Here is a 25,498-nt window from a genome sequence, read left to right as displayed (position 1 = left end):
CCCTCTTTTTAGTGCCTAAAGTGTCTTATACCTGTAAATATCATAGCAATATTATACTTGTTTGCAGCATCAATTGAGTCTTTGTCTCTGATAGACCCACCCGGCTGAATAATAGCTGTAATTCCCGCTTTACCTGCTGCTTCTACGCTATCAGAAAATGGAAAGAAAGCGTCTGAGGCAAGCACTGAGCCATTCAGATCAAATCGTGAACGTGCGATTGCATGTTCAACAGCCCAGATTCTATTCGTCTGTCCCATACCTATCCCCAATGTCATCTTGTCCTTTGCAATAACTATTGCATTTGACTTTACATGTTTGACAACCTTCCATGCGAATATTAAGTCTTCCAATTCCTTTTTTTCAGGTTTTCTTTCTGTTACAACCTGGTAATCTTCATTTAGCAATTTCCTGTCTCTCTCCTGAACAAGCACTCCACCGTTTACCGACTTGATATCATAGTATACATCGTTTTTGCTTAAAGTCGGAAGTTTCAGTATTCGAAAGTCTTTTTTTGAAGAAAGCAAAGCCAGGGCATCTTCATCAAAGTCAGGAGCGATAACCACCTCAAGGAAAATCTTTTTCAGTTCCTCGGCTGTTTGTCTATCTACCTTTCTGTTAAATGCTACAATTCCTCCGAATATAGAAACCGGGTCACTGCTATTTACTTTCTTGAACGCCTCAAAGATATTATCACTTGATGCAACAGCACACGGATTATTATGCTTTATTGCAACACACGTTGGCTCATCAAACTCCTTCAAAAGCTCTATAGCACTATCACTATCAAGAATGTTGTTGAATGAAAGTTCCTTACCATGAAGTTGCTGGGCATTTGTAATATTAGATTTTTCTATAAATGGCAATACTATTCTGTAAAAGCTTGCTTGCTGATGAGGATTTTCTCCGTACCTGAGTTCCTGAATCTTTTCAAGTGGAAATGTGAAATGATTCGAGAAAGATTTATCATTCCTTAGATATTTGAAATAGTTAAAAATCATAGAGTCATAATATGCAGTATATTCAAACACCTTTGTTGCAAGATAGAACCTTGTATCAAAAGAAACATCACCTTTTTCTTTCATCTCTTCTATTACAAGCCCATAGTCTGCAGGATCTATTACTACAGTTGTATATCTAAAATTTTTAGCTGCAGCGCGAAGCATTGTAGGCCCACCAATGTCAATATTTTCAATTACATCATCAAATGTTACATTTTCTTTAAAAATGGTTTCCTTAAAGGGATAGAGATTGACTACCACCATGTCAATTGGTGATATGTTCAGCTCATTTAATGTCATTACATGTTCCTGGTTGTCCTTTATTGCAAGAATTCCTGCATGAATGTTTGGGTGAAGTGTCTTAACTCTTCCATCCAAAATCTCCGGGAAATTTGTAATATCACTTATATTTATTACCTCAATACCATTTTCTCTCAGATACTTCATTGTTCCACCGGTTGAGATAATTTCATAGCCAAAATCTTTTAGTGCTCTTGCAAACTCTACAATACCATCTTTGTTGTATACACTTATAATAGCTCTTCTGGTCATGCCTCAATTCCCACCTTTTTCAAGATTTCTTTGTCTTTAATAATAACCTTTCTTCCAATGACTTCTATTTTATCCTCACAGAGAAGCTTAATCGCAAGAGGGTATATCTTCCACTCCACCTCTTCTAAAACTCTCTTTTGTAAACTTTCAGGTGTGTCATCCTCTCTCACATATATTGCTTTTTGCAATATTATGGGTCCACCGTCTGTAGTAGAATCAACAAAGTGAACCGTGGCACCTGTCACTTTCATGCCATATTCTATCACACTTCTGTGGACATTGAGTCCATACATTCCTTTGCCGCCAAAGGCAGGAAGCAGTGATGGATGAATATTTACAATACGATTTTTGAATTCCTCTACAAAATACTCTGAGAAAATATACAAAAATCCAGCCAATATGATAAAATCAATTTCCCTGTCCTTTAAGAATCTTATAAGATACTTCTCATATTCAATTTCATTTGGAAAATCCTTTTTGGAGATATAATACCCTTCTATTTGGTTTTGTTTTGCTCTCTCAAGTGCATAAGCGTCCTTTTTATTTGAGATCACACAGGATATTGTTGCACAAATCTCACCGTTTTTAATAGCATCAATAATAGCCCAAAGGTTAGAACCCGACCCCGAAACAAATACAGCTAATTTCTTCATTTTATAACAACTCCGCCTTCACCTTTTTCAATTGTACCTATTACATATGAATTTATACCTTCTTTACTTAAAATCTCCATAGCAGTTTCAACATTATCCTTAGAAACTATCAAAACCATTCCAATACCCATATTAAATGTGGAGAACATCTCATTTTCTTCCACCTTACCATACTCCTGAATTAGTTTAAATACTGGCAAAACATCCCACGAACCTTTTTCAACCACTGCCACAAACCCTTCTGGAAAAGCTCTTGGAATGTTTTCGAAAAATCCCCCACCTGTTATATGAGCAATCCCCTTTACCTTTACTTTCTCTAACACATTTAAAACTGGCTTTACATAGATTCTGGTCGGCTTCAAAAGCTCTTCACCAAGGCTCAAACCCAGCTCTTCATAAACCCTGGTAAGAATTTTGGGATTTTCATCTATTCCAAAGACCTTTCTCACAAGTGAATAGCCGTTGCTGTGAACACCACTTGAAGCAAGTCCAATTAAAATATCTCCTTGAACAACATCCTGACCACAGATTGCCAGGTCTTTTTTTACAATACCTACCGCAAACCCCGCTAAATCATACTCATCATCCTCATAAAAACCTGGCATTTCAGCCGTCTCTCCACCAACAAGCGAACAGCCTGCAATTTTGCAGCCCTCTGCAACCCCTTTTACTATAGTTGCCACCTTTTCACTTCTCAGTTTACCACAGGCAAGGTAGTCCAAAAAGAAAAGAGGTTTTGCTCCGTGACACAAGATGTCATTTACACACATTGCCACACAGTCAATTCCAACTGTATCATGCTTGTCCATGTAAAAAGCAATCTTTAGCTTTGTCCCTACACCATCTGTCCCCGAAACCAGAATATACTCTGAGCTGTCCATATTCAATAAATACATACTTCCAAATGAGCCAATATCAGTTATGACATTTGAATCAAAAGTCTCTTTCGCTATGTTCTTAATAAGGTTTACTGCTTTATAACCCTCTTCAATATTAACACCCGCATCCCTGTAGGTGGTCATTCTCAAACACCCTCTTCAAAAATGTATTTATTAAAATTCTCTGGTATTTCAGTGATATACTTACCACTGAAACAAGCTGTACAAAAGTTTTGTAGTTTATTGTCAAATACGTTATTTAGACCATCCAAACTCAGATATTCCAGCGAATCAGCACCCAGAATCCTGGCAATCTCTTGAGGAGTGTAGTTTGCTGCAATTAATTCATTTCTGTCTGGGGTATCAATTCCATAATAACAAGGAAATAGAACAGGTGGTGAGCTTATTCTTAAGTGCACCTCACGTGCACCTGCATCTTTTAGCATCTTTATAATCTTCCTTGATGTTGTACCCCTGACAATTGAGTCATCAATGAGCACAACCCTCTTCCCGGCTACATTGCTTTTTAACGGATTTAGTTTTAGCCTGACAGCTATTTCTCTCTGGCTTTGCTGGGGTTTTATAAATGTTCTACCGATATACCTGTTCTTTATAAACCCCTCTGAGAATGGTATTTTAGCCTCTTCTGCAAACCCAATAGCAGCGGTTGTCCCTGAGTCTGGAACTCCAATTACAATATCACAGTCAACATAAGATTCTCTGCAAAGCTGTTTTCCAAGTTTTTTTCTGATTTCGTAAACACTGATACCATCAAGGTATGAATCAGCTCTTGCAAAGTAGATAAACTCAAATACGCACAAATGTTTAAAAGTTTGTTTGTATTTAATACTCTTAATTCCATCAGCAGTTACAGTAACTATCTCACCAGGCTCGACATCTCTTATATACTCAGCCCCCACAGTATCCAGAGCACATGTCTCTGAAGCAAAACAAATACTGTTGTTTATTCTTCCCATCACAAGAGGACGAAGTCCATACGGATCTCTTACCGCAATCAGTTTATTTGGTGTGAGGATCAAAAGTGAATATGCCCCTTTTATCTCATCCATTGTTTTGAGTATAGCTTCTTCTATATTTTGTGATTTTATTCTGTTTCGTGAAATCAAGTTTGCAATTACTTCAGAATCAATAGTAGTTTGAAATATAGCACCTTCCTGCTCAAGTTTTTCTCTGATAGCATGAGCATTTACTAAATTCCCATTGTGAGCAAGTGCCATATGCTCTTTCCTGTATTTTACAACAAGTGGTTGAGCATTTTCTCTATCACTTTTTCCGGTTGTTGAATACCTGACATGCCCAATTGCAGACTGGCCTTTGAGGTGATTTAAAACCACCTCATTAAAAACCTCATTGACAAGTCCGTTATCTTTATGGTAAATGATGCTTCCAGAATCATTTACAGCAATACCGCTACTTTCCTGTCCTCTATGCTGGAGGGCATAAAGTCCAAAATAGGTAATTTTGGCACTGTCACATTTTTTGTCAGTGCTGTATATACCAAATATGCCACAGTGGTCTTTGAAGGCTTCCTCTAACTCTTTAAAGCACATGGTATTGCCTCCTGATATACTCTCTCAACTTCATCTAAATTTAATTTTAGTTTTCTGTCATTTATTCGTCCAACCATCTCAAAGCTGTCAATCACCTTGCCAATAATTTCTAATTCAATATCATTTAAAATTTCTTTTATTTTTGAAAGATTTTCTCCATCAAATGTCACCAAAAATCGTCCTGGCGTTTCACTGAAAAGGTAAAAATCTTCTCTTAAAGAAGTACTTATTTCAACCTCTGCACCTTTTTTGCCTCTTACAGCACTTTCTAAAAGAGCAACTATGAAGCCACCATCTGAGATGTCATGTACAGATTTAAATAGACCCTGATTGATACATTCAAGGACCTTATCGCATGTGTCTTTATGTTTTTTCAAATCAAGCTTTGGTACTCTACCAGAAACAATTCCGTGGTAGAAACTCAAATATTCTGAAGCACCTATATCATCTGAGGTAGCACCTATTATTGCAATGACATCTCCACTGTCCTTAAAAGAGATATCAACAGCCTTTTCAACATCTTCAATGACTCCCACCATTCCAATAACAGGTGTTGGATAAATTGCACCTTCCTCTGATTGGTTATAAAAAGATACATTTCCACCTGTAACTGGCGTTCCAAAATATTCACATGCATCCCTCAAACCTTCAATTGTTTTTACAAATTGATAATAAATCTCTGGATAGAGTGGATTTCCAAAATTCAAACCATCGGTAATGGCAAGAGGCTTTGCACCTACCGCAACTATATTCCTGTAACTCTCTGCCAAGACAAGCTGGACACCTTCATAAGGGTTCAAATAACAATACCTACCGTTGCTATCAATTGTAATAGCAATTCCTTTTTTAATACCTTTTACTCTCAACAAACTTGCGTCATGCCCTGGTCTTATAACTGTATCAGTTCTTACCATGTAATCGTACTGTTTATAAATGTATTCTTTACTTGCAAGATTTGGATTGGATATCATCTTTAAAATTGCTTCATTCAAATCCTGAGGTTGAGGAATTGAATAGATATCAAACTCCCGGGATAATTTTACAATTTCCGGCTCCTTTGTTTCTCTTACATAAGCCGGAGCATGTGCAAGTGCTTTTGCAGGAACCTCTGCAACAACCTTGCCACTGTCAAGAACTCTCAGCATACCATCATCTGTCACTCTTCCTATCTTAACAGCATGAAGTCCCCACTTTTCAAATATCTTGTAAACCTCTTCTTCCCTTTCCTTTTTTACAATAACAAGCATCCTTTCCTGTGACTCAGAAAGCATAACCTCAATCGGATTCATTCCCTCTTCTCTTTTAGGAACAAGCGCTACATCTATTTCAATGCCTGTCCCTGCTCTTGCGGCTGTCTCACACGTAGATGAAGTCAAACCTGCTGCGCCCATGTCCTGTATTCCAACAACAGCATCTGTTTGAAAAAGCTCTAAGCATGCCTCCAGCAAAAGCTTTTCCATAAACGGGTCTCCAACCTGCACAGCAGACCTTTTTTCTTCTGACTCCTGAGTAAGGTCGGTTGAGGCAAATGTGGCGCCGCCCATACCATCTCTACCTGTTGTATGTCCAACATAAAAGACAGAATTGCCAACGCCTTGTGCAACACCTTTGAAGATTCTGTCTTTTTTCATAATTCCTACACACATGACATTCACAAGAATGTTGTTTTTGTAAATTGGGTCAAATGTAGTCTCTCCACCAACTGTTGGAATACCCACACAGTTACCATAACCTGAAATGCCTGAAACAACCCCTTCAAAAAGATACTTTGTTCTGCTATCTTCAAGCTTGCCAAACTTTAGTGAGTCCAAAAGTGCAATTGGTCTTGCACCCATTGTAAATATATCGCGAATTATACCACCAACACCGGTTGCTGCTCCTTCGTATGGTTCTACTGCTGAAGGATGGTTGTGGCTTTCTACCTTAAAGCACACTGCATATCCATCACCAATGTCAACAATACCAGCGTTTTCACCAGGTCCCTGTAAGATATGATCACCTTTTGTGGGAAGATGTTTTAAAAGCGCCTTTGAATTTTTGTATCCGCAGTGTTCAGACCACATAACACCAAAAAGATTGAGTTCCAATTCATTTGGTTCCCTTCCCAAAATATCTATAATCATCTTATATTCTTCATATGTCAGTCCAACCTCTTCGTATAGGTTTTTTTTCAAAACATCTCACCTCGACCTCAAATAATTAATTATACTCAAAAATACTCTTTTCCCATCCTCACAACCCAAGAGCTTTTCACTGCTTCTCTCTGGATGTGGCATGAGTCCAAATACATTCTTTTCTTTATTGCAAATTCCTGCAATGTTCAAAATTGAACCATTCGGGTTTGTATCTTCACTTACATTGCCTTCTCTGTTACAGTATTGTAAGATTATCTGTTGATTCTTTATCATTTCATGCAAAGTATCATCGTCCACCACATAATTTCCTTCACCATGAGCAATCGGCAGATTGATTATTTCATTTTCTTTATAAAGATTGGTAAATGGCGTTTTGTTGCTAACTACTTTAACATACTGATCAGAACAAATAAATTTCAAATTTTTATTTCTAATTAAAGCTCCTGGCAGAAGATGACTTTCTGTTAAAATCTGAAATCCATTGCAAATACCTATAACAAGTCCTCCGTTTTGAGCAAATTCCTCTATTCTCGGCATAACTTTAGAAAACCTTGCTATCGCTCCTGCTCTTAAATAATCTCCATATGAAAAACCACCAGGCAAGATTATACAGTCAAAATCCAACTTTTCATTATAATCATGCCATATATATTCAACATGTTCATTTACTACATCTTTGATAACATGATAGCAGTCGCTATCACAATTTGATCCCGGAAAAACAACCACACCAAACTTCATTGTCTATTCCTCCGAAATGTTAAACTTATACTCTTCCATCACAGGGTTGCAAAGCAACTTTTCGCACATGAGCTTTACCTCTTCTTTTGCTTTTTCAATGTCACTTTCATTTAAATACACAACAATATATTTGCCCATCCTTACCTTTTCAACATTTTCAAAACCCAAACTTTTTAAAGAGTTTAAAACAGCAATTCCCGGTGGGTCTGATATGGATTTTTTTAAATATACAAAAATTTCTGCTTTGAGCACTTTTTATTGCCTCTCCTTTCTTAAATAAATAATTCTTTATTATAATCCCAGTCGCCTTAAAACTTCTTTATAAGCCTCCTCAATATTTCCAAGGTCTCTTCTGAACCTGTCTTTATCCAATTTCTCCTTTGTATTCATGTCCCAGAATCTACATGTATCAGGTGAAATCTCATCAGCCAAAATTATTTCGCCTTTATACCTTCCAAATTCAAGTTTAAAGTCAACCAGGTCAATATTTACTTCTTTGAGATATTCCCTCAAAACTTGATTAACTTTAAATGAATATTCTGTAATTCTATCAACTTCCTCTTCTGTGGCAAGTCTCAACGCTAAGATGTGATACTGATTTATCTGGGGGTCATGAAGTGCATCATTTTTGTAGCAAAACTCCAAAACTGGCCTTTTTAATACTACTCCTTCCTCAAGTCCAAGACGATTGCAAAGCGAACCTGCAGCAATATTTCTTACTATAACCTCAACAGGTATTATCTCTACTTTCTTTACGGCTGTCTTCCTCTCATCAATCTCTTCAACAAAGTGTGTTGGAATACCTTTTGATTCTAAAAGTTTAAAAAAGTGATTTGAAACTCTATTATTGATTATTCCCTTTTCCTTAATTATCCCTTTTTTTGTACCATCAAATGCAGTTGCATCATCCTTATACTCGACTATAACAATATCTGGATTGTCTGTCTCATAAATCTTTTTCGCTTTTCCCTCATACAGCAGTTTCTTTATTTGATAATTCATAATTATAAAACCTCCCGAAGTCTTATTAACATAGGTAAAAAAGACCTATTTTCGATATTTAAAACCGTATAATTATTCAAACATTTGAGTTTTAAAAGGGGAGCATCATCTTTGCTCCCCTTTATATTTTCTAATGAGCAATAATCATAAATCTTAATATAAACAGAATAGCAAGTACATAAGTAATTGGGTGCACCTCTTTTGCTTTCCCTCTTAAAAGTTTAACCAGAACGTAGAATATAATACCAGCTGAAATACCATTCGCAATGCTGTATGTGAATGGCATTATCACTATTGTCAAGAATGCTGGTAGAGCTTCTTCAAAATCATTAAAATCAATCTTCTTTATTGAGCTAATCATCATAACACCTACAGCAATAAGTGCCGGAGCTGTTGCCTGTGAAGGAACAAGCCCGATAAATGGTGCAATAATAAGTGCAAGGATAAAGAGTATTCCAGTTACAAGTGAAGTAAGACCGGTCCTCCCACCTTCTTCTATACCTGCAGCACTTTCAATATAGGTTGTGACAGTAGATGTTCCAAACACAGCCCCAACAATTGTAGCTATTGCATCTGACATTAAAGCCCTGTCCATATTAGGTATATCGCCTTTTTCATCAAGCATTCCTGCTTTATCGGCAAGTCCAACAAATGTACCAATACTGTCAAACATGTCAATTAATGTGAATGTCAAGATTATTGCAAACAGACTCAAAAGTACAGCTCCAATTCCTCCACCCTGGCTATGAGCAGAAAACAATCCTGCAAAATCAAAGTTGAAAGCTGAAACTTTAAAGGATTCTGAACTGAATTTAAACTTCGAAAGGTCAACAATCTTCAGAGGAAAGCTTATTATTGTAGTAATTATAATTCCAATTATAATAGCACCTTTTACTCTCCTGGCAATCAAAATACCAATTATCAAAAGTCCAACTGCAGCAAGTAAAGCACCCCGGGAAGCTATAATAACATTATTTACATCAGGATTATTTGTAAGAGGCTTGAATGCAGAAGTAAAATCACCAAATCTTGGTAGTTTGGAACCTGTGTCAACAACCACTATTCCACTATTGATAAAACCTATAAAAGAAATAAAAAGTCCTATACCTGCTGTCATTGCATGTTTTAGAGCCTGGGGAATTGATCTTACTATTGCCTGACGAAGACCCACAGCAGTAATAATAACAAATATAATACCTGATATAAAGACTGCAGCAAGTGCCTGCTGAGGAGTGTATTTCATCTGAAGGCACACAGTATATGTAAAAAATGCATTAAGTCCCATTCCCGGCGCCAGAGCAAACGGAAGATTTGCATAGAGTGCCATTATAAGTGTACCCACAGCAGCACCGATACATGTTGCAAAAAATACAGCATGCTTGTCAAGTCCTGTAGCACTTAAAATTGAAGGATTAACAAATATTATATAAGCCATTGTTATAAATGTAGTAAAACCTGCTATGACTTCTGTCTTCACATCAGTATTTCTCTCTCTGAGTTTAAAAAGATTTTCTAACACAAATCATACCACCTTTCCTCGAACATTTTTTTTATTGTAAATCCGAATGTTTGGATATTACAGATACATATTATCAAAGTAATTGCCTGTATGTCAATAATTAATTGTGAACAAATTTAGAAAAGCAGCTTATAATATTCGAAATAATTATATACAAAAAAAGAGACCTTCCGTCCTGATTCAAACGAAGGTCTCTTTTCTGATAAGTTTTTTTTGATTGCAATTCTAAATATTTGCCTAATCATTTGTATTTACCGGTGTTCCAAGTGTTACTTTGAAATCCTTAGTTTGACCATCCCGTAATACTCTAATAGTGATTACATCTCCAATTTTATGAGTAGAGAGGATGGATTGAATATCAGAAAATGTGGTTACTTTTTTACCATCTATCTGCAAAATTACATCTCCTTCTTTAAGACCTGCTTTTGCTGCACCTGTCCCCGAATACACTTTTGAGATATACAAACCCATAACATTTCCGCTTCTGTCATAATACTCCATAACAGAAATTCCTATTGTAGGTCTTAAAACTTTTTTGTATTTAATCAAGTCATTAACAATTGGCTTTACATAGTTGATGGGTATAGCAAATCCCATTCCTTCAACACCTGTTTGAGATATCTTGGCAGTATTTATTCCTATTACCTGCCCACTACTATTTACAAGTGCTCCACCACTATTTCCCGGATTTATTGCTGCATCGGTTTGTATCAATGGTATTTGGACACCGTTCCCCATATCAAGTTTCCTGTTCACTGCACTTACAACACCAAATGTAACAGTACCAGCAAACTCCTGACCCAGAGGATTTCCTATCGCAACAACAAACTCACCTACCTGAACTTTTGAAGAGTCTCCGAGTGGTGCAACAGCTTTGACATATTTTGGGTCAATCTTTACGACTGCAATGTCACTGAGTGCATCTGTTCCAATAATTGTTGCCGGCACTTCTTTTTCACCCGAGAGAATAACCGAAATGTTCTTTGCACCTGATACAACATGGTTATTTGTGACAATATAGCCATCCTTGCTGATAATAACGCCCGAACCTTCACCAATTGTAATCTCTTGTTTTTCATCTGTCCACCAGTTGTAAACAGTGCCTTTGTTTTTGATTCCAACTACAGCTGGACCAACTTTTTTGGCAACATCTGTGACAAATGAACTGCTACCTGAATTTAAAATCACTGTTTTGGTGACAGGTGCTGAGTTATTTGAACCTTCTAAGTTAAGACCGCTTATAACTGAGTTTACATCACTTTTGAAATTTGATAAGCTTGTTCCAAAATATCCCATAAATATAATTGAAACCAAAAGTGCACCAATCAAACCTCCTATAAAACCTGCAAATAGATACTCTTTTATAGATTTCTTCTTCCTTATGGTCTTGGGAATTTCAAAGTTAATAGGGCTGTATGATGGCTGAAAGTTTGGAGTTTCAAAATCAAATTTATCAGACATCTCATCCTCACCTCTTATGCTTTATTTTCAATTATAATTTTACCTCTTGTTTTTGAAAAAATTATTAACGAACTGTTAACAAATGATAAAAATTATTTTAAATCAAGGGTAAAAGTAAATTTTGTACCCACACCTTCCTGGCTCTCAACCCATATGTTTTGTTTGTGGAGCTTTATAATTTCTTTCACAATAGAAAGTCCCAGCCCTACACCTTTTTCAAGGCTACGAGATTCATCCACCTTGTAAAATCTTTCCCATATTAGCTTCTGAAGCTTTTCGGGAATGCCAATACCAGTGTCTTCAATTGTAATATATGCTTTATTATTGTCCACTTCTGAGTATATAAATATCTTTCCCCCCACCTTGTTATACTTTATTGCATTGTCCAACAGATTATGAACTACTCTACTGATTAAATCTTTATCTGCTTTTACAACAAGGTTTTCATCCACTTCCAGAAATACTTCTATGTTTTTTTCTTCAATTCTCTGTTCAAATTTGATTAACTCTTCCGCCACAACAGAATAAATCTTAAATGCAGTCATGTTTAAATTTATCTTTCCCCATTCAAGCCTTGACAATTCTAATAGCTGATTTATTAAGTTGTTAAGCTTGATGACTTCTTCTCTTACCAGATTTAAATAGAAATCTCTCCTGTCATCAGGTATTGTTCTGTCAAGTATCCCCTCAATAAACCCTCTTATAGAGGTAAGTGGAGACCGGAGCTCATGTGAAACATTTGATATAAAACTTTTTCTCATCATCTCCAAGTTTTCTAACTTTTCTGTCATGTAATTAAAAGAAGCTATAAGCTCCGCAATCTCGTCATTACCATTAAGTGGTACAGGAGGCTTTTCTGAAAAATCTCCCTCAGCAATCTTTCTGGAGATACTTGCAAGTTTCTTTATCGGGGTGATAATTCTCTTGGTAAGAGCATACGTTATAATAAGGACCAGTATAACCTCAAACAATGTAATAATCCATATTATCCTATTGTACATCCTGAGGGCTTTGCGAATATCATCTGTAGAGGTGACCAGCAAAAGCCCAGAAACCACTTGATTGTTTATTACAACAGGGTATCCAATTACGAGATACTCCTTTTTTACAATATTTCCTACCAGAATCTTTTCCACAGAGATACTACCACTAAAAACTTTATCTCTAATTTTTTGAAGAATGGAAACATTTAAAAATACCTGATCATCAGATGTCAGAACAATATTTGCATTTCTATTTATCATCAATATTGACGCATTTAAGTAATCCCGTAAAAAGTTTATTTCAAACCTGAGCCTGTCCTTTTCTAAAAAACCTGTAATATACCACAAGGCAAGACCTGTTGCAATTTTTTCTGCTTCACGAACAAGCTGAGTCTGCTTTTGAGAAATAAAATAATTCTCGGTAAGATTGTTAAGTATGGTGCCAAAGATTAAAAAGCCCATAACAATTATGATTGTGTATATAATAACAAACCTGAAATATATTGATTTCAATTTTTTTCACATCCCTGAGAAAATGAATTTAAATCTCAAACTTATAACCCACACCCCAAACGGTTTTAATACGCCAAGGATATTTGTCCTTTTCTATCTTTTCCCTTATTCTCTTTATATGAACGTCAACTGTTCTGGTATCGCCCATAAAGTTGTATCCCCAAATATTGTCAAGAAGTTGCTCACGCGTAAATACTTTATTTGGGTGAGAAGCTAAAAAATATAGAAGCTCTATCTCCTTAGGAGGCATTTCTATAACCCTGTCCTCAAGTTTCACCTCATATGTAGTCAAATTGATAGTAAGATTGGGATAGACCACCACCTTTTCGTCGTTTACCTCACCCTGGGTTCTTCTGAGCACAGCCTTTATTCTTGCAATAAGCTCTTTGGGGTCAAATGGCTTGACAATATAATCATCTGCTCCAAGCTCCAACCCCAGCACTTTATCAAATGTCTCTCCTTTTGCTGTGAGCATTATAATTGGAATGTTGCTAATTTTTCTGATTTCTCTACACACTTCATACCCATCTTTCTTAGGCAGCATTATGTCAAGTATTACTAAATCAGGCATTTCTTGTTTGAACATATTTATACCATCAGTACCATTATGAGCCATTATTATATCAAAACCTTCTTTTTCCAAATATAATTTTATTACCTCACAAATTTTTATATCATCATCAATGACAAGTATTTTCATCCTTTTCTCTACCCCTTCTTAAACAACTTTGTAAATTTCATCAACTGGAAAGTTATCTATAAGAATACTTTTACCATTTGAACTTACAAACTCTATTTTTGGGTCTTCAACAATTTCTCCAATAATACAGCATTCAATCCCTTTTCCTTTAAGTTCAGAAATTAGAATATCCTCTTTATTCGTGGTAATCAACATACTTCCACTTGAAATAAGTCTATACAAGTCTAAATTGAAAAAGGAAGAAACTTTTTTAACACTGCTGCTCAAGACAATTTTGTCCTCATAGATTTTTGCGCCCTTTTTTGAAGCCTTACAGACCTCATAGATCGCTCCAAAAAGCCCTCCTTCGGTAATGTCGTGCATAGAAGTTGCATACTTTCTTGCAATCAACCCTTCTTCTATTACACTCAGTCTGTTTATATAATCTTCTATTTCTGTTATTTCTTGAGGAGTTAAAACTTCCCTGAGTTTTTCTTTTTCTTTATTGTAAAGTATTAATGTCCCTTCTATCCCCAGCGTTTTTGTAATGATAATTTTATCACCTGCTTTTGCGCCTTTAGTTGAGATAAGCAAATCCTTCTGCACCCTGCCAAAGCCTGTTGAAACAATTAAAGGTTTGGTAACAACAGGCGATACTTCACTGTGCCCACCCAATAGCTGTACATTGAATCTTCTACATGCTTCTTTTATCTCCCGTAAGATTTGAACAAACTCATCCTGAGTACTTTCTGGCGGCATGAGAATGGTAGAAAGCACTCCCACAGGCTCGGCACCTGCTGCAGCTAAATCATTGCAAACAACAACCACTGAAAGATAACCAGCCATATAGCTTGTTGCTGTAATTGGATCTGTAGTGATAACAGCAATATCGCCTTTTATATCTACAGCCGCTGAATCTTCTCCGATATCTGGACCAAGTAAAACATCGTCTCTTGTTATTTTTGACTCAAATACATGTTTATTCAATATCTCAATAGGTATTTTTCCTATTTCCAAATAAAAGACCCCCTTTAGCAAAAAAATCAAAACACTCTGTCCGGTAGGAAAATATCAAACATCCCAACAACAAATGAAGTTATCAAATTAGCAACAAAAGGCACTTTTATCCCTGGAACTGACATATTAGCAAAGTACAGCACTCCAAATGTTACTAAAAAAGCAATAATTCCTCTGCCAATTGGTGTTCGATAAAGAGTAGTAATTCTTTCAATTATATATGTTATCACAGATATTGCAGCAATTAAAGCTATTCCTATCATCCAGTTGCTAAAAACGAAGTTTGGATAGATTATTTGCATCAAAAGCATCATAAAAGAAGCTACCACAAATCTTACAATAATGCCAAGCCAGCTTGCATATTTTCTTTCTTCTGTCTTTTCACTCATAACAAAAGCACCTCCTATTTCTATCTTTTCTCATTTAAATACTTCTTATTCATTGGAGGTGCTCCTCAGTTTTTTATATTCACTTAAATATTTCATACTATATACTACAAATGCAAATATTGCAAATATCACTGCCATCATTAAAATATATATCGAGATTTTTATTTTTAAAAGAATAGATATTATAGCAACATAAAACAAAAAAGTAGCAATCTTCCCATATATATTAGCCGATACCACTATCTTTATCCGCCCATACAAAATAGCTGAGCCTAAAATCATAAAAAGTTCTTTAACCAGGACAATGTAAAAGATAATAGATGGAATGTAGTTTTTATAAACAAAACACCACAGAACAGTAAGTATCATTAATTTGTCTGCCAGAGGGTCAAAAAGTTTACCAAATTTTGTAACCATATTATAACGGCGTGCAATAAAACCATCCAGAATATCAGTCAAGCCTGAAAGTAAAAAGATCCCTATTGCAATCATGTATTTGTATTTAATGTTTGAAAAAAAAGCTAACACAAAGAGCGGAATTAATAAAAATCTCAAAATGGTAAGTGAATTAGGAAAATTCAATCAATACACCTCTTTTTTTTCTTTTGTCACTTTTTAAGATTTTATCACATTTTCATGTGAATATCCATATCAAAAATCTTTTTAAAGGAAATTTAGCTTTTTGACTGGTCACTTTCAACCTTCTCAAGCTTGAAAATTGACACCTCGTATGCAGTTCTTGTTTCAATTTCGCCATTCTCTAACCTTTTTTGATAGTCTCTGCTTTGTACCCTTCCCCACACCTTTATATTATCTCCTATTTGGAAAGTACTTGCATATCTTGCGTTTCTACCCCATGCAATACAGGGAATATAATCGGATTTTCCATAAAGTCTGTTTACAGCCAGCAATATGTCTGTTATTTCTCTTCCCAATGGAGTAGTTCGATATTGAGGTTTTTTACAAACATAGCCATTTAAAAATATTTCATTAATATTCTTAGCAGGATCAACATTTTCTATATTTTTTATATCTCTTGCAAAGACGGTGAGAATAAGCCTGTTGCCCACATTTGATGGATTATTGTAAGATCTAAATTGACCAATTACTTCTATGAGGCTCCCTTCATCGAGATTAATATTTATCAAAAGTCTGTCAGATACAGTTATGATTAATATATCCTTCTGCTGAGAAAGTCTTGGCACTTCAAGTTTGAAAGTAAAAAACTTTTCACCAAAACTTTCGTGACTAAAAGCAAAAGGAGTTATAACTTTGCCGCACAGGTAAACTTTATTGTTATCCAAAGGATTTTGAGGCATGGCAATACCATCCTTTCGTATTTTTTCTGTTTATTTTTATCCTATTCAAAAATTTGTGTTTTTAGACTTTTAAATTAACTGAAACAGTACTTTTAATGTAGCAATGAGAGGATAAACATACAAAAGATCAGGTTCCATTGAAGTACAGTACATACTTTCTTCTTTAACCTCTTTTTCAACCACAAGATTTCCTTCAATATCTTCAACAGTTCTTTGAAAAAACAAGTTTAAAGTAATTTTACTGTTACTTTCAAGAACTAAGTGAGTAATATTTACAGTATTTTGAGGTGAAAATCCCACATCTATAACCTTTGAACTGATCTCATTGAGATTTCTATAAATAGCATTATCTAAAAATAGTATAATCAGGTGCTTCTTTTCTAAAACCTTTTTTAAACCATTCCCAAGTTCATTTTGCAAAACCATCACTAAATTACAAAACCTCACAAGATTATCTGGACAATCTGAATACAGAATGATATAATCAAAAAGTGATTCAAGCTGAGATTCCAGAAATATAAGATGTTCTTTTTTTGTTCTGTTTTTTTTTCTAAATCTACTTCTAATATTTTTTTACCCTTTTTTTAATAGCATCAACAAAGTTATCTTTAAATATCTTTTTTAACTGCTCTCTATCAGATAACACGTACAACTTTGTTATACCCTCTCATCGGTCAATAAAAGTAAAAAAAACAATATGCAAAAAGAGGAGAGAATTTTAATTCAAACTCTCCTCTTTTGCTTCATTTTCAAACCTGTTTATTACCAGCTGAAGTTCACTTTTTATTCTCCTAATCTCTTCTTTCAAACTTTGCAATGTTTTTTCATGCTGTTCAATCTCCTCAAGCAATGCTTTTTTCTTATTCTCCCCTTCTTCTATAGCCTTGGAAACAATACTTTCTGCTTTCTCTTGTGCTATAATTAACAGTTCTGCAATCTTAATTTTTTGATCATTTAATTTTGAAAATTCTTCTTCAAGCTTGCTGAGTTTCTTTTTTAACTCCTCATTCTCTCTCTGAAGTTCTGAAATTGTTTCCTGTTTTTCTTTTATTTCTTTTTCATATGTCCTCTCAAGGTTGCTGATATATTCAATTACAGAACTGGGCTTAAATCCTCTAAATGTTCTTGCAAATTTATATGTACTCATTGCCAAACATATCCTCCGTTTATCAGTCTTTTTTTGATATTTTAACATAAATAAACATCCAATTGTATAGCAATTTTTCTACCATCCCAATATATCTTTCACAACCTCATAAGCCATTAAAAATCCTGCAACAGGTGGGACAAATGAAATGCTTCCAGGAACATGCCTTTTTTGTGTCTCTTCTTTTAAAAATCTATGATCTGGCTTGATTGGCTTTTCCTCTGAGTAGACCACTTTTAATTTTGCTATTCCCTCTTTTCTGAGTATATTCCTTATCTTCTTAGCAAGTGGACAGTTCCTGGTAGAGTATATATCTGCGATCCTCAACAAAGTTGGATTTAGCCTGTTACCCATTCCCATACTGCTTATTATTCCAATCCCTCTTGAAGTTGCGAATTTTATTAGTGCAATCTTTGCGGGTACATCATCAATCGCATCAACTATATAATCTACCTTAATATCACCAAACAATTTTTCAACATTATCAGGAGTAATTTCCTCTTTTACTTTAACTACATTCACAAAAGGATTTATATCCAAAGCTCTGTTGCAAGAGACATCAACCTTTGATTTTCCTATATTAGACATAGTAGCTATTAACTGTCTGTTCAAATTTGAAACTGACACATTATCTCTGTCTATTATAACAAAATTTTGTATTCCGCATCTTACAAGTGCTTCAAACGCAAAGCTTCCAACCCCACCAAGTCCACATACAGCAATACATACCCTTGATAACCTTTCAAACTCTTCCTGTCCTATCAGCATTATAGTTCTTTGAAATATATCAGTTGTATCCACATTAACTCCCCTTTCATTTAAATTCAAGAGCACAAAAAATAAAAGACCCATTTAAACTTTATGGGCCTTTTGCAGTCTTTTTACCAGGAACTCCACCATGCCGTCCTCAGGGAGTTTCCCAGACCCTGCCTCAGCAGGTGGGTATCCTGCCAATAGCTTTGCATTACTTCCTGTTTATCACCCAAGCAAAAGCCCTGGGTGGGAAGCCTATGCGCCACTATTGGACTCCGGATTCCCTTTTATGATGGTGTTGGCCTGGAACTTCACCATCTCGTAACGTACACGGCAGAGTTCCTTTTCGGGCTACTTCATTTTCTAATTTAAGTATATCACAGATTACTTGAGTTTTCAACATATTAACTTTTTTTTTGGATAGTGTCAAGAGTTTATAGGAAAATTTTGTTAAAAAATTCCTCACTTATTGCATTTTGATTCTAACTTATTATTCATTATTTCCAATATTACCTCACAAATTTCAAAAAACGGTTCATAAATCACTTTGAGAACTGTAAAAGTCACACACATTATTTATAACGCACTCATTGCACTTTGGTTTTCTTGCTTTGCATACAGCTCTCCCATGATAAACCATGAGATTACTAAATACAGTGTACATATCCCGGGGAACTATTTTTCTTAGTTCAATTTCTATTTTATCAGGATCTTTACTGCTTACAAAACCAATTCTGTTTGAAAGTCTCATACAATGAGTATCAACAATTACAGAGGGTACTCCATAGATGTTAGCCATTACAACATTTGCAGTTTTTCTCCCAACACCTTTTAGGGTTGTTAATTCCTCAATATTATCCGGCAACATACCATTGTACTTTTCAAGAAGAAGCTTTGCTGTTTCTTTTATATTCTTTGCTTTATTCTTATAAAATCCTACAGATTTTATATCTTCTTCTAACTCTTCCAAATCAGCATTGGCGATATGTTCAAGAGAAGGATATTTTTTAAAGAGTTTGGGAGTTATCTTATTCACACGTTCATCTGTACTTTGCGCGGCTAAAATTGTTGCTATTAAAAGCTCATATGGTTTATTATATTTTAAAGTACACTTTGGGTCAGGGTACAACTTTAAAAGTTTCTCTACTACATATATCGCCTTTTGTGTTTTTGTAATCTTTTACTCACTCCTTTTTTAAAAAAATTAAAATAATCGCAAAGGAGGCATTGATCTTAAATGGTTATAAGAAAAGCTACAATTTCTGACATACCGCAAATTTTATCAATCTATAATTATGAGGTCTTAAACTCAACTTCAACATTTGACATAAGACCCAAATCCACCGAAGATTTTTTAAAAATTTTCGATAGGCACGGTCCTAAAAATCCAATTTATGTAGTTGAGAACAATTCAAAACTTATAATTGGATACGGATACCTTTCCCCCTTTTCAGAAAAAGAAGGATATTCCCTTACTGTTGAAGATTCTCTTTATATACACTATCTTTACAGAGGAAGAGGTATAGGAAAAATGCTTTTGAAATTTTTAATTGAAAAAGCAAAAGAAGACCAAATCAAAAATATAATTGCCAAAATCTGTGCAGAAAACCAGCCAAGCCTCAATCTTCACAAATCTTTAGGATTTACAGAAGTTGGAATGCTGAAACATGTGGGCTATAAATTCGGTAGATACTTAAGTATAATCATTTTGCATTTAACTTTATGATTTTGCTTATTGCAATTTTTGAGTTTTCAAACAACCATTTGATTTCATTAACTTTCAAAATATAAATTACTATTGAGTATGAAATAATTCCGCAAAATATCTTGATTGCCAAGTTAATTGTACGTGTTAAAAATATATATGATGTCTGTATATTAATAAACTTTTTAGCAATCATCATGGTCAATACCATACATATTGAAGCAAAAATTGATTTTAAAAGCACAACAAATGAGTTTTTGAATTCTATTTTTCCTATTTTCACAACCAAACTTCTTAAAAGTAAAAAAACAGAAACATAGGCAACTATGCTCGTACCCAGTGCTAAACCTCTGTGCTGCAAAAATCTGACAAGAACTATGTTCAGTCCAATATTTACAAAAACAGCAATTATTCCGTTTTTCATAGGTGTTAATGTATCCTGAATTGAATAAAATGTTCTGCTAAGTACATCTCTCACTGCATAGCCTAAATACCCCAAGGAAAAAAACATAAGAGCACCACTTGTAAGGTATGTGGACTTTTTATCAAATGCTCCTCTTTCATAGACTACCTGGACTATCTCAGTACTTAGAACCAAAATTCCAAATGTTATTGGAACCATTATTAAAATAAGGGAGTTGATTGAGAGCTTTAAATACCTTTTAAATTCTTCTTTTTTATCGGTTGAAAAAAATCTTGACAGATACGGGTAAATCACCGTCGATATCGAAGCACTGAAAATGCCATAAACCAGTCCGTTTAGCTTCTCAGCATAGTTTAAAGCAGAAATGCTACCTTGCTGTAAATACGAAGCCAAATATCTATCTACAAAAGAATTTAATGAGATCACAGAAGAACCTACAAAAACCGGTAACACAAGTCTAAACATCTTCTGTATGTACTCGTCCTTTACATTGAAATCAAGTTCCAACTTGAAGCCTTTTTTTCTGGCAAACGGAATTTGAAATATAACCATTGAAAAATATCCTAAAACAAAAGCAATCGCAACAGCATAAATATCAAAGAATTTTTTGAAAAAGACTGAAAAAATAATTATTGCATTAAATGGAAGCCCTACCAATACTGGAACAATAAAATTCTCATTTGACTGCAGAAAAGCCTGAAAGATATAATTCGCTCCCAAAAAGATTATATAAAAAAATGTTATTTGCATAAGAGAAGAGGTAAGCGCTTTTCTTTGCAAATCAAAACCTTTGAATATTAAATCAACTATAAAAGGTGAAAATATACAACCCAGAATTGCAATAAAAAGAGCACAAATTGAAATTAAAAAAAGAGACTTATTTACAAATTTATTTGCCTTTTGTTTGCCTGCTTTTACAACTATTTCATTATATATAGGAATAAAAGTTGTTGAAAAAGAAGCCAGAATACTTGCAAAAAAAACGCCCGGCAACAGCTGGGCAGAAATTAAAGCATCCAATTTGTAGCTTGTTCCATAAAATGCGCCTAAAACAACCTCGCGCAAAAATCCAAATATTTTAGAAAGTATTGTTGCTAATACTACTAAAAAAGTAGCTTTTGTAATCCTTTTTGTATTGTCCATTCAAGACCGCCTTTCCCAACTTTATATAAACTTGTCCAACTTCTTTTCTTTTAGCATTTCGACAATCTTTTTAACATCCTGAGCTCTATTTTTAGCACAGACCAAAACAGCATCCTCTGTCTCTGCAATGATAACATCCGATACATTTATTGTAGCAATAAGCCTGTTATTGCCATAAATTATACAGTCACGTGTATCTATACCAACATGAAGTGCTTTTATAATATTACCATCATCATCTGGCGGGAAAATTGCTCCCAATGAATCCCATGAACCCACATCATTCCATCCAAAATCTCCTGGCACAACAACAACTTCATCAGCTCTTTCCATTATACCATAGTCAATAGAGATATCCTGCAAGACTGGATATATATCACTCACATATCTGAATTCTTCTTCTGTCCATAGATACTCATAGACAGAATAAAACTTATTGTATATCCTCGGTAAAAATCTATTAAAGTTTTGGATAATTGTATCAAGCCTCCATACAAACATACCACTGTTCCAAAGATAATTACCGCTTTTTATATAAGCTTTCGCCCTGTCAAATGAGGGTTTTTCAACAAATTCCAAAACGTCATAAGCTTTATTATCATACTTGTCATGTGAATCTTTATCAAATTTAATATATCCATATCCAGTTGAAGGGAAGGTTGGATTTATTCCAATTGTTATCAGTTTATCAGACTTTTCTGCAATCTCAATACAGGTATTTAGAACTTCAGCAAAACCTTCATTGTCTTTTATATAATGGTCAGAAGGAAACACACACATTATTCCATCTTCATGTAACTTTTTAATCTTGAGTGCTGCGTATAAAATACAAGCAGCTGTATTTCTGCCAATCGGTTCATAGATGATATTATTCCTGTTAATCTCGCTGTCTAAAACCTTTTCTATCATTTCCTTCTGATTTATATTTGTTACAATGAATATATTCTGTTTTGGAATTACCTTGGAAATTCTATCAATAGTTTCGTTGATTAATATGTCATTCCCAGAGAGGTTTAAAAACTGCTTGGGCGATGAACTTCTCGATAATGGCCAGAACCGTGTACCGCCGCCACCTGCCATAACCACTGCAAACTTTTGCATTCTTAAACCCCTCCCTGTCAACTGAAGTAATAAAGTTGTCAACATTTATATTATACAATATTTTTCAGCTTTTAAACAGGAAAATCTCAAAAAAAGCTTTTATTTTCTTCTTTCTTCTAAACTCTTGAATATCTCTGTCCAATCTAAATCAAAATATGAAAGCAGAACGCTCAAGTGATAAACAAGATCACTTATTTCATATATTATTTCTTGTTTTGATTCATTTTTTGCACCAATTACAACCTCAGTAGCCTCTTCTCCTACTTTCTTGAGTATCTTGTCAAGACCTTTTTCAAACAAATAACATGTATATGATCCTTCTATTTTATTTCTCTTTCTATCATTTATTGTCTCAATTAGTCTAAAAAGAATATCAACCTCGCTTTTTTTATCCTGACCAAAAAAATTTGTAAAGAAGCAGCTTTTATTGCCCGTATGGCACGCAACCCCTGTTTGTTCAACAATTGCTAATATGGCATCCCCGTCGCAATCAACATACAATGATCTTACCTTCTGGAAATTCCCTGATGTCTCTCCCTTTTTCCATATCTTGTTTCTACTTCTACTAAAATAATGCATATATCCAGTTTCAAGTGTAAGTTTTATGCTTTCTTGATTCATGTATGCCAACATCAAAACCTCGTTTGTTCTAATATCCTGAACAACAACTGGAATAAGCCCGTTTTGGTCAAACTTGATTAACGATAGATCCAACATTTTATGTTCTCACCTCAATATTATGATTTTTCAAAAACTGCTTTAAATCACCAATCAAAATTTCACCAAAATGAAAAACCGAGGCAGCCAATGCTGCATCAGCACCTACCTTAAAAACTTCCAGGAAATGATCATAATTACCAGCACCGCCTGATGCAATTACAGGAATATTGACCTCAGAACATACAGCCCGGGTTAATTCTAAATCATAACCAGCTTTTGTACCATCTCTGTCCATTGAGGTCAAAAGTATCTCACCTGCTCCTCTTTTTTCAACCTCTTTTGCCCACTTTATGGCATCAAGTCCTGTATCAACCCTACCACCGTTTATATATACGTGAAAGCCATCTCTGTGTTTCTTTGCATCTATTGCAACAACGATACATTGAGAACCAAAAATTTTAGCAGATTTTTCTATCAAATCAGGATTCTTTACCGCTGCTGAATTTATTGATACTTTATCAGCTCCGGCAAGCAGCAGATTTCGTATATCCTCTATGTCTCTTATACCACCACCTACTGTAAAGGGAATGAATACCCTCTCAGCAACCTTCTTCACAACTTCAAGCATTATATTTCTCTCTTCATATGAGGCAGTAATATCTAAAAATACAAGCTCATCTGCACCGAGCTGATTATATTTTTGAGCACATTCAACAGGGTCACCTGCATCAACAAGGTTTAAAAAGTTTATACCTTTTACCACTCTTCCCCTGTCAACATCAAGACATGGGATAATTCTTTTGGCAACCATAAGTCATCTTCTCCTTCTATTACCGGTTTTTATATATTTATCACTTCTTTTAGACTAATATGACCTGTATAAAGAGCCTTGCCAATAATTACAGCATCTGTGCCTATATCCTTTAGTCGCAAAATATCATCTTTCGAGGAAATCCCACCTGACGAGATCAAAAATCCATCGAATAACCTTCGAATATAACTTGCTGCCTCAAAGTTATGACCTTTTAACATTCCATCTGTTTTTATATCGGTGTATATGAGCCTTTGAAAACCAAGATTTTTAATATGAACAATCCCTTCTTTTACCGAAATTTTTGTCGACTCCTGCCAGCCAGAAAGTTTCAAAAATCCATCTTCAAAGTCAAGTGAAGCTATAAACCTTTCACTTCCATATTTTTTAAGTGCATTTTTAACAAATTCAGGGTTTTTAAAAATAATGGAACCCAGAATAATGTAATTAATTCCAGCCAGCAGATAATTGCTTATAGTCGCTTCATCTCTTATGCCGCCACCGCATTGTACAGTCAAATTTGTACTTTGTTTTATCCTCCTTATAACTTCAAAGTTAGCCGGGTTGCCTGCCTTTGCTCCTTCCAAGTCAACCACGTGAAGGTATTTAGCACCTTCTTTTTCAAAGAAAATTGCCTGCTGCACAGGGTCTGAGCTATATTCCTGTATTTTATTATAGTCTCCCTGAGAAAGTCTTACACATCTACCACCAATTATATCTATTGCAGGTATTATAATCATATCAATCCCCCAAAATTTTTTAAAATTTCAAGTCCCACTTCACCACTTTTTTCTGGATGAAACTGGGTTGCAAAAATATTTCCCATTTCTATAGAAGAGTCGAATTCTATTCCATGTTCACACGTAGATGAAACAATCTCCTTGTTTTTGTTATCAACATAGAATGAGTGAACAAAATAAACATATTGCCCATCCAGGCCTTTCAAGAGCCTGGATGTCCCCCTCACTTTTATTTTATTCCATCCCATATGAGGAATTTTGATATTTTGCTTTTGTGGAAACTTTCTTACATCTCCTCTTAATACTTTTAGCCCCTCACAATTCCCCTCTTCACTAAAGTCATAAAGCAATTGATATCCCAAACATATGCCAAGAAAAATTACCTCATTTAATCTTTTTTTTAAAACTTCAATTAAACCCAACTTTTCAAGATTCTTGTAAGCCACATCAAAAGCACCAACTCCTGGCAAAACTATTGCATCATACCTTTCAATTTCCTCTTTGTTTGATGTAATAATAGGAGCAAATCCCAGATACTCAAATGCTTTCCCTACACTTCTCAGGTTACCCATTCCATAGTCTATTATACATATCCTTTTCAAAC

At 34.9% G+C, this 25,498-nt stretch carries 27 protein-coding genes and 1 other RNA gene; 1 reads left to right on the top strand and 27 read right to left on the bottom strand.

All coding sequences use genetic code 11. The annotated features are described in order from the left end of the window. Nucleotides 1–8: 8 nt before the first annotated feature. The 21 genes from purH to nth form a co-directional block, all read right to left on the bottom strand. Nucleotides 9–1,550 (bottom strand): bifunctional phosphoribosylaminoimidazolecarboxamide formyltransferase/IMP cyclohydrolase, encoded by a 1,542-nt coding sequence (gene purH / locus OTK00_RS05555; RefSeq protein WP_045169399.1) that lies wholly within the window; start codon nucleotides 1,548–1,550, stop codon nucleotides 9–11. Next, nucleotides 1,547–2,203: a phosphoribosylglycinamide formyltransferase gene (purN, locus tag OTK00_RS05550; RefSeq protein WP_045169398.1), complete on the bottom strand. Its 657-nt coding sequence runs from the start codon at nucleotides 2,201–2,203 to the stop codon at nucleotides 1,547–1,549. The genes purH and purN overlap by 4 nt, the downstream gene beginning before the upstream one ends. Continuing rightward, nucleotides 2,200–3,225 (bottom strand): phosphoribosylformylglycinamidine cyclo-ligase, encoded by a 1,026-nt coding sequence (gene purM, locus OTK00_RS05545; protein WP_045169397.1) that lies wholly within the window; start codon nucleotides 3,223–3,225, stop codon nucleotides 2,200–2,202. Before purM ends, purN begins: the two co-directional genes overlap by 4 nt. Before the next feature lie 2 nt (nucleotides 3,226–3,227). Next, complete coding sequence (gene purF, locus OTK00_RS05540) at nucleotides 3,228–4,652, bottom strand: amidophosphoribosyltransferase (protein ID WP_045169396.1); 1,425 nt, start codon at nucleotides 4,650–4,652, stop codon at nucleotides 3,228–3,230. Then, on the bottom strand, nucleotides 4,634–6,826 hold the full coding sequence (gene purL / locus OTK00_RS05535) for a phosphoribosylformylglycinamidine synthase subunit PurL (RefSeq protein WP_082054625.1): 2,193 nt from the start codon (nucleotides 6,824–6,826) through the stop codon (nucleotides 4,634–4,636). The genes purF and purL overlap by 19 nt, the downstream gene beginning before the upstream one ends. Before the next feature lie 6 nt (nucleotides 6,827–6,832). Beyond that, a complete protein-coding gene (gene purQ, locus OTK00_RS05530; protein ID WP_045169395.1) occupies nucleotides 6,833–7,528 on the bottom strand; it encodes a phosphoribosylformylglycinamidine synthase subunit PurQ in 696 nt (231 codons plus the stop codon). Nucleotides 7,529–7,531: 3 nt separating this feature from the next. Then, on the bottom strand, nucleotides 7,532–7,780 hold the full coding sequence (gene purS, locus OTK00_RS05525) for a phosphoribosylformylglycinamidine synthase subunit PurS (RefSeq protein ID WP_045169394.1): 249 nt from the start codon (nucleotides 7,778–7,780) through the stop codon (nucleotides 7,532–7,534). Between the two features lie 39 nt (nucleotides 7,781–7,819). Then, nucleotides 7,820–8,530 (bottom strand): phosphoribosylaminoimidazolesuccinocarboxamide synthase, encoded by a 711-nt coding sequence (purC, locus tag OTK00_RS05520; protein WP_045169393.1) that lies wholly within the window; start codon nucleotides 8,528–8,530, stop codon nucleotides 7,820–7,822. Nucleotides 8,531–8,660: 130 nt separating this feature from the next. After that, nucleotides 8,661–10,049: an NCS2 family permease gene (locus OTK00_RS05515; RefSeq protein ID WP_045169392.1), complete on the bottom strand. Its 1,389-nt coding sequence runs from the start codon at nucleotides 10,047–10,049 to the stop codon at nucleotides 8,661–8,663. A gap of 237 nt (nucleotides 10,050–10,286) precedes the next feature. Then, nucleotides 10,287–11,510, bottom strand: a complete 1,224-nt coding sequence (locus OTK00_RS05510; protein WP_045169391.1) for a S1C family serine protease — start codon at nucleotides 11,508–11,510, stop codon at nucleotides 10,287–10,289. A gap of 92 nt (nucleotides 11,511–11,602) precedes the next feature. Further along, nucleotides 11,603–13,006 carry a sensor histidine kinase gene (locus tag OTK00_RS05505; protein WP_045169390.1) on the bottom strand — a complete coding sequence of 468 codons (1,404 nt, stop codon included), beginning with the start codon at nucleotides 13,004–13,006 and terminating at the stop codon, nucleotides 11,603–11,605. 28 nt (nucleotides 13,007–13,034) lie between these two features. After that, a complete protein-coding gene (locus OTK00_RS05500; protein ID WP_045169389.1) occupies nucleotides 13,035–13,706 on the bottom strand; it encodes a response regulator transcription factor in 672 nt (223 codons plus the stop codon). 18 nt (nucleotides 13,707–13,724) lie between these two features. After that, nucleotides 13,725–14,702 (bottom strand): AIR synthase family protein, encoded by a 978-nt coding sequence (locus OTK00_RS05495; protein ID WP_045169388.1) that lies wholly within the window; start codon nucleotides 14,700–14,702, stop codon nucleotides 13,725–13,727. A gap of 26 nt (nucleotides 14,703–14,728) precedes the next feature. Then, nucleotides 14,729–15,091, bottom strand: coding sequence for a phage holin family protein (locus OTK00_RS05490; protein ID WP_045169387.1), 363 nt, complete (start codon nucleotides 15,089–15,091; stop codon nucleotides 14,729–14,731). A 45-nt stretch (nucleotides 15,092–15,136) separates the two neighbouring features. Further along, nucleotides 15,137–15,673, bottom strand: a complete 537-nt coding sequence (pgsA, locus tag OTK00_RS05485) for a CDP-diacylglycerol--glycerol-3-phosphate 3-phosphatidyltransferase (protein ID WP_045169386.1) — start codon at nucleotides 15,671–15,673, stop codon at nucleotides 15,137–15,139. Between the two features lie 92 nt (nucleotides 15,674–15,765). Then, nucleotides 15,766–16,410 carry a single-stranded DNA-binding protein gene (locus tag OTK00_RS05480; protein ID WP_045169385.1) on the bottom strand — a complete coding sequence of 215 codons (645 nt, stop codon included), beginning with the start codon at nucleotides 16,408–16,410 and terminating at the stop codon, nucleotides 15,766–15,768. 69 nt (nucleotides 16,411–16,479) lie between these two features. Then, on the bottom strand, nucleotides 16,480–16,839 hold the full coding sequence (locus OTK00_RS05475; RefSeq protein ID WP_052670884.1) for a hypothetical protein: 360 nt from the start codon (nucleotides 16,837–16,839) through the stop codon (nucleotides 16,480–16,482). 289 nt (nucleotides 16,840–17,128) lie between these two features. Next, nucleotides 17,129–17,557: a DivIVA domain-containing protein gene (locus tag OTK00_RS05470; protein WP_045170162.1), complete on the bottom strand. Its 429-nt coding sequence runs from the start codon at nucleotides 17,555–17,557 to the stop codon at nucleotides 17,129–17,131. 78 nt (nucleotides 17,558–17,635) lie between these two features. Then, nucleotides 17,636–18,325 carry a tRNA threonylcarbamoyladenosine dehydratase gene (locus tag OTK00_RS05465; protein WP_045170161.1) on the bottom strand — a complete coding sequence of 230 codons (690 nt, stop codon included), beginning with the start codon at nucleotides 18,323–18,325 and terminating at the stop codon, nucleotides 17,636–17,638. A 118-nt stretch (nucleotides 18,326–18,443) separates the two neighbouring features. Further along, nucleotides 18,444–18,653, bottom strand: a non-coding RNA gene (ssrS, locus tag OTK00_RS05460) — 6S RNA. A 192-nt stretch (nucleotides 18,654–18,845) separates the two neighbouring features. After that, entirely contained in the window at nucleotides 18,846–19,487 is a 642-nt protein-coding gene (gene nth, locus OTK00_RS05455; protein WP_045169384.1) for an endonuclease III, read from the bottom strand. Nucleotides 19,488–19,547: 60 nt separating this feature from the next. On the opposite strand from nth, the gene OTK00_RS05450 reads away from it, so the two are divergent. After that, entirely contained in the window at nucleotides 19,548–20,036 is a 489-nt protein-coding gene (locus tag OTK00_RS05450) for a GNAT family N-acetyltransferase (protein ID WP_045169383.1), read from the top strand. On the opposite strand, the gene murJ is transcribed toward OTK00_RS05450, so the two are convergent. The 6 genes from murJ to hisH all read right to left on the bottom strand — a co-directional run bounded on the left by murJ (nucleotide 20,014) and on the right by hisH (nucleotide 25,496). Continuing rightward, on the bottom strand, nucleotides 20,014–21,582 hold the full coding sequence (murJ, locus tag OTK00_RS05445; RefSeq protein WP_045169382.1) for a murein biosynthesis integral membrane protein MurJ: 1,569 nt from the start codon (nucleotides 21,580–21,582) through the stop codon (nucleotides 20,014–20,016). The two genes, OTK00_RS05450 and murJ, sit on opposite strands and share 23 nt — an antisense overlap. A 21-nt stretch (nucleotides 21,583–21,603) precedes the next feature. Then, nucleotides 21,604–22,683 (bottom strand): mannose-1-phosphate guanylyltransferase, encoded by a 1,080-nt coding sequence (locus OTK00_RS05440; RefSeq protein WP_045169381.1) that lies wholly within the window; start codon nucleotides 22,681–22,683, stop codon nucleotides 21,604–21,606. Between the two features lie 99 nt (nucleotides 22,684–22,782). Next, nucleotides 22,783–23,400 (bottom strand): bifunctional phosphoribosyl-AMP cyclohydrolase/phosphoribosyl-ATP diphosphatase HisIE, encoded by a 618-nt coding sequence (gene hisIE / locus OTK00_RS05435; protein WP_045169380.1) that lies wholly within the window; start codon nucleotides 23,398–23,400, stop codon nucleotides 22,783–22,785. 1 nt (nucleotide 23,401) lies between these two features. Further along, nucleotides 23,402–24,154: an imidazole glycerol phosphate synthase subunit HisF gene (gene hisF, locus OTK00_RS05430; RefSeq protein ID WP_045169379.1), complete on the bottom strand. Its 753-nt coding sequence runs from the start codon at nucleotides 24,152–24,154 to the stop codon at nucleotides 23,402–23,404. A 29-nt stretch (nucleotides 24,155–24,183) separates the two neighbouring features. After that, entirely contained in the window at nucleotides 24,184–24,894 is a 711-nt protein-coding gene (gene hisA / locus OTK00_RS05425; RefSeq protein ID WP_045169378.1) for a 1-(5-phosphoribosyl)-5-[(5-phosphoribosylamino)methylideneamino]imidazole-4-carboxamide isomerase, read from the bottom strand. Further along, entirely contained in the window at nucleotides 24,891–25,496 is a 606-nt protein-coding gene (gene hisH / locus OTK00_RS05420) for an imidazole glycerol phosphate synthase subunit HisH (protein WP_045169377.1), read from the bottom strand. The genes hisA and hisH overlap by 4 nt, the downstream gene beginning before the upstream one ends. Nucleotides 25,497–25,498: the final 2 nt, after the last annotated feature.

The sequence above is a fragment of the Caldicellulosiruptor morganii genome, assembly GCF_026810225.1.
Lineage (GTDB): Bacteria > Bacillota > Thermoanaerobacteria > Caldicellulosiruptorales > Caldicellulosiruptoraceae > Caldicellulosiruptor > Caldicellulosiruptor morganii.
The sequence above is the reverse complement of the archived record's forward strand: the minus strand, read 5'-3'. Positions and strand labels throughout refer to the sequence as shown.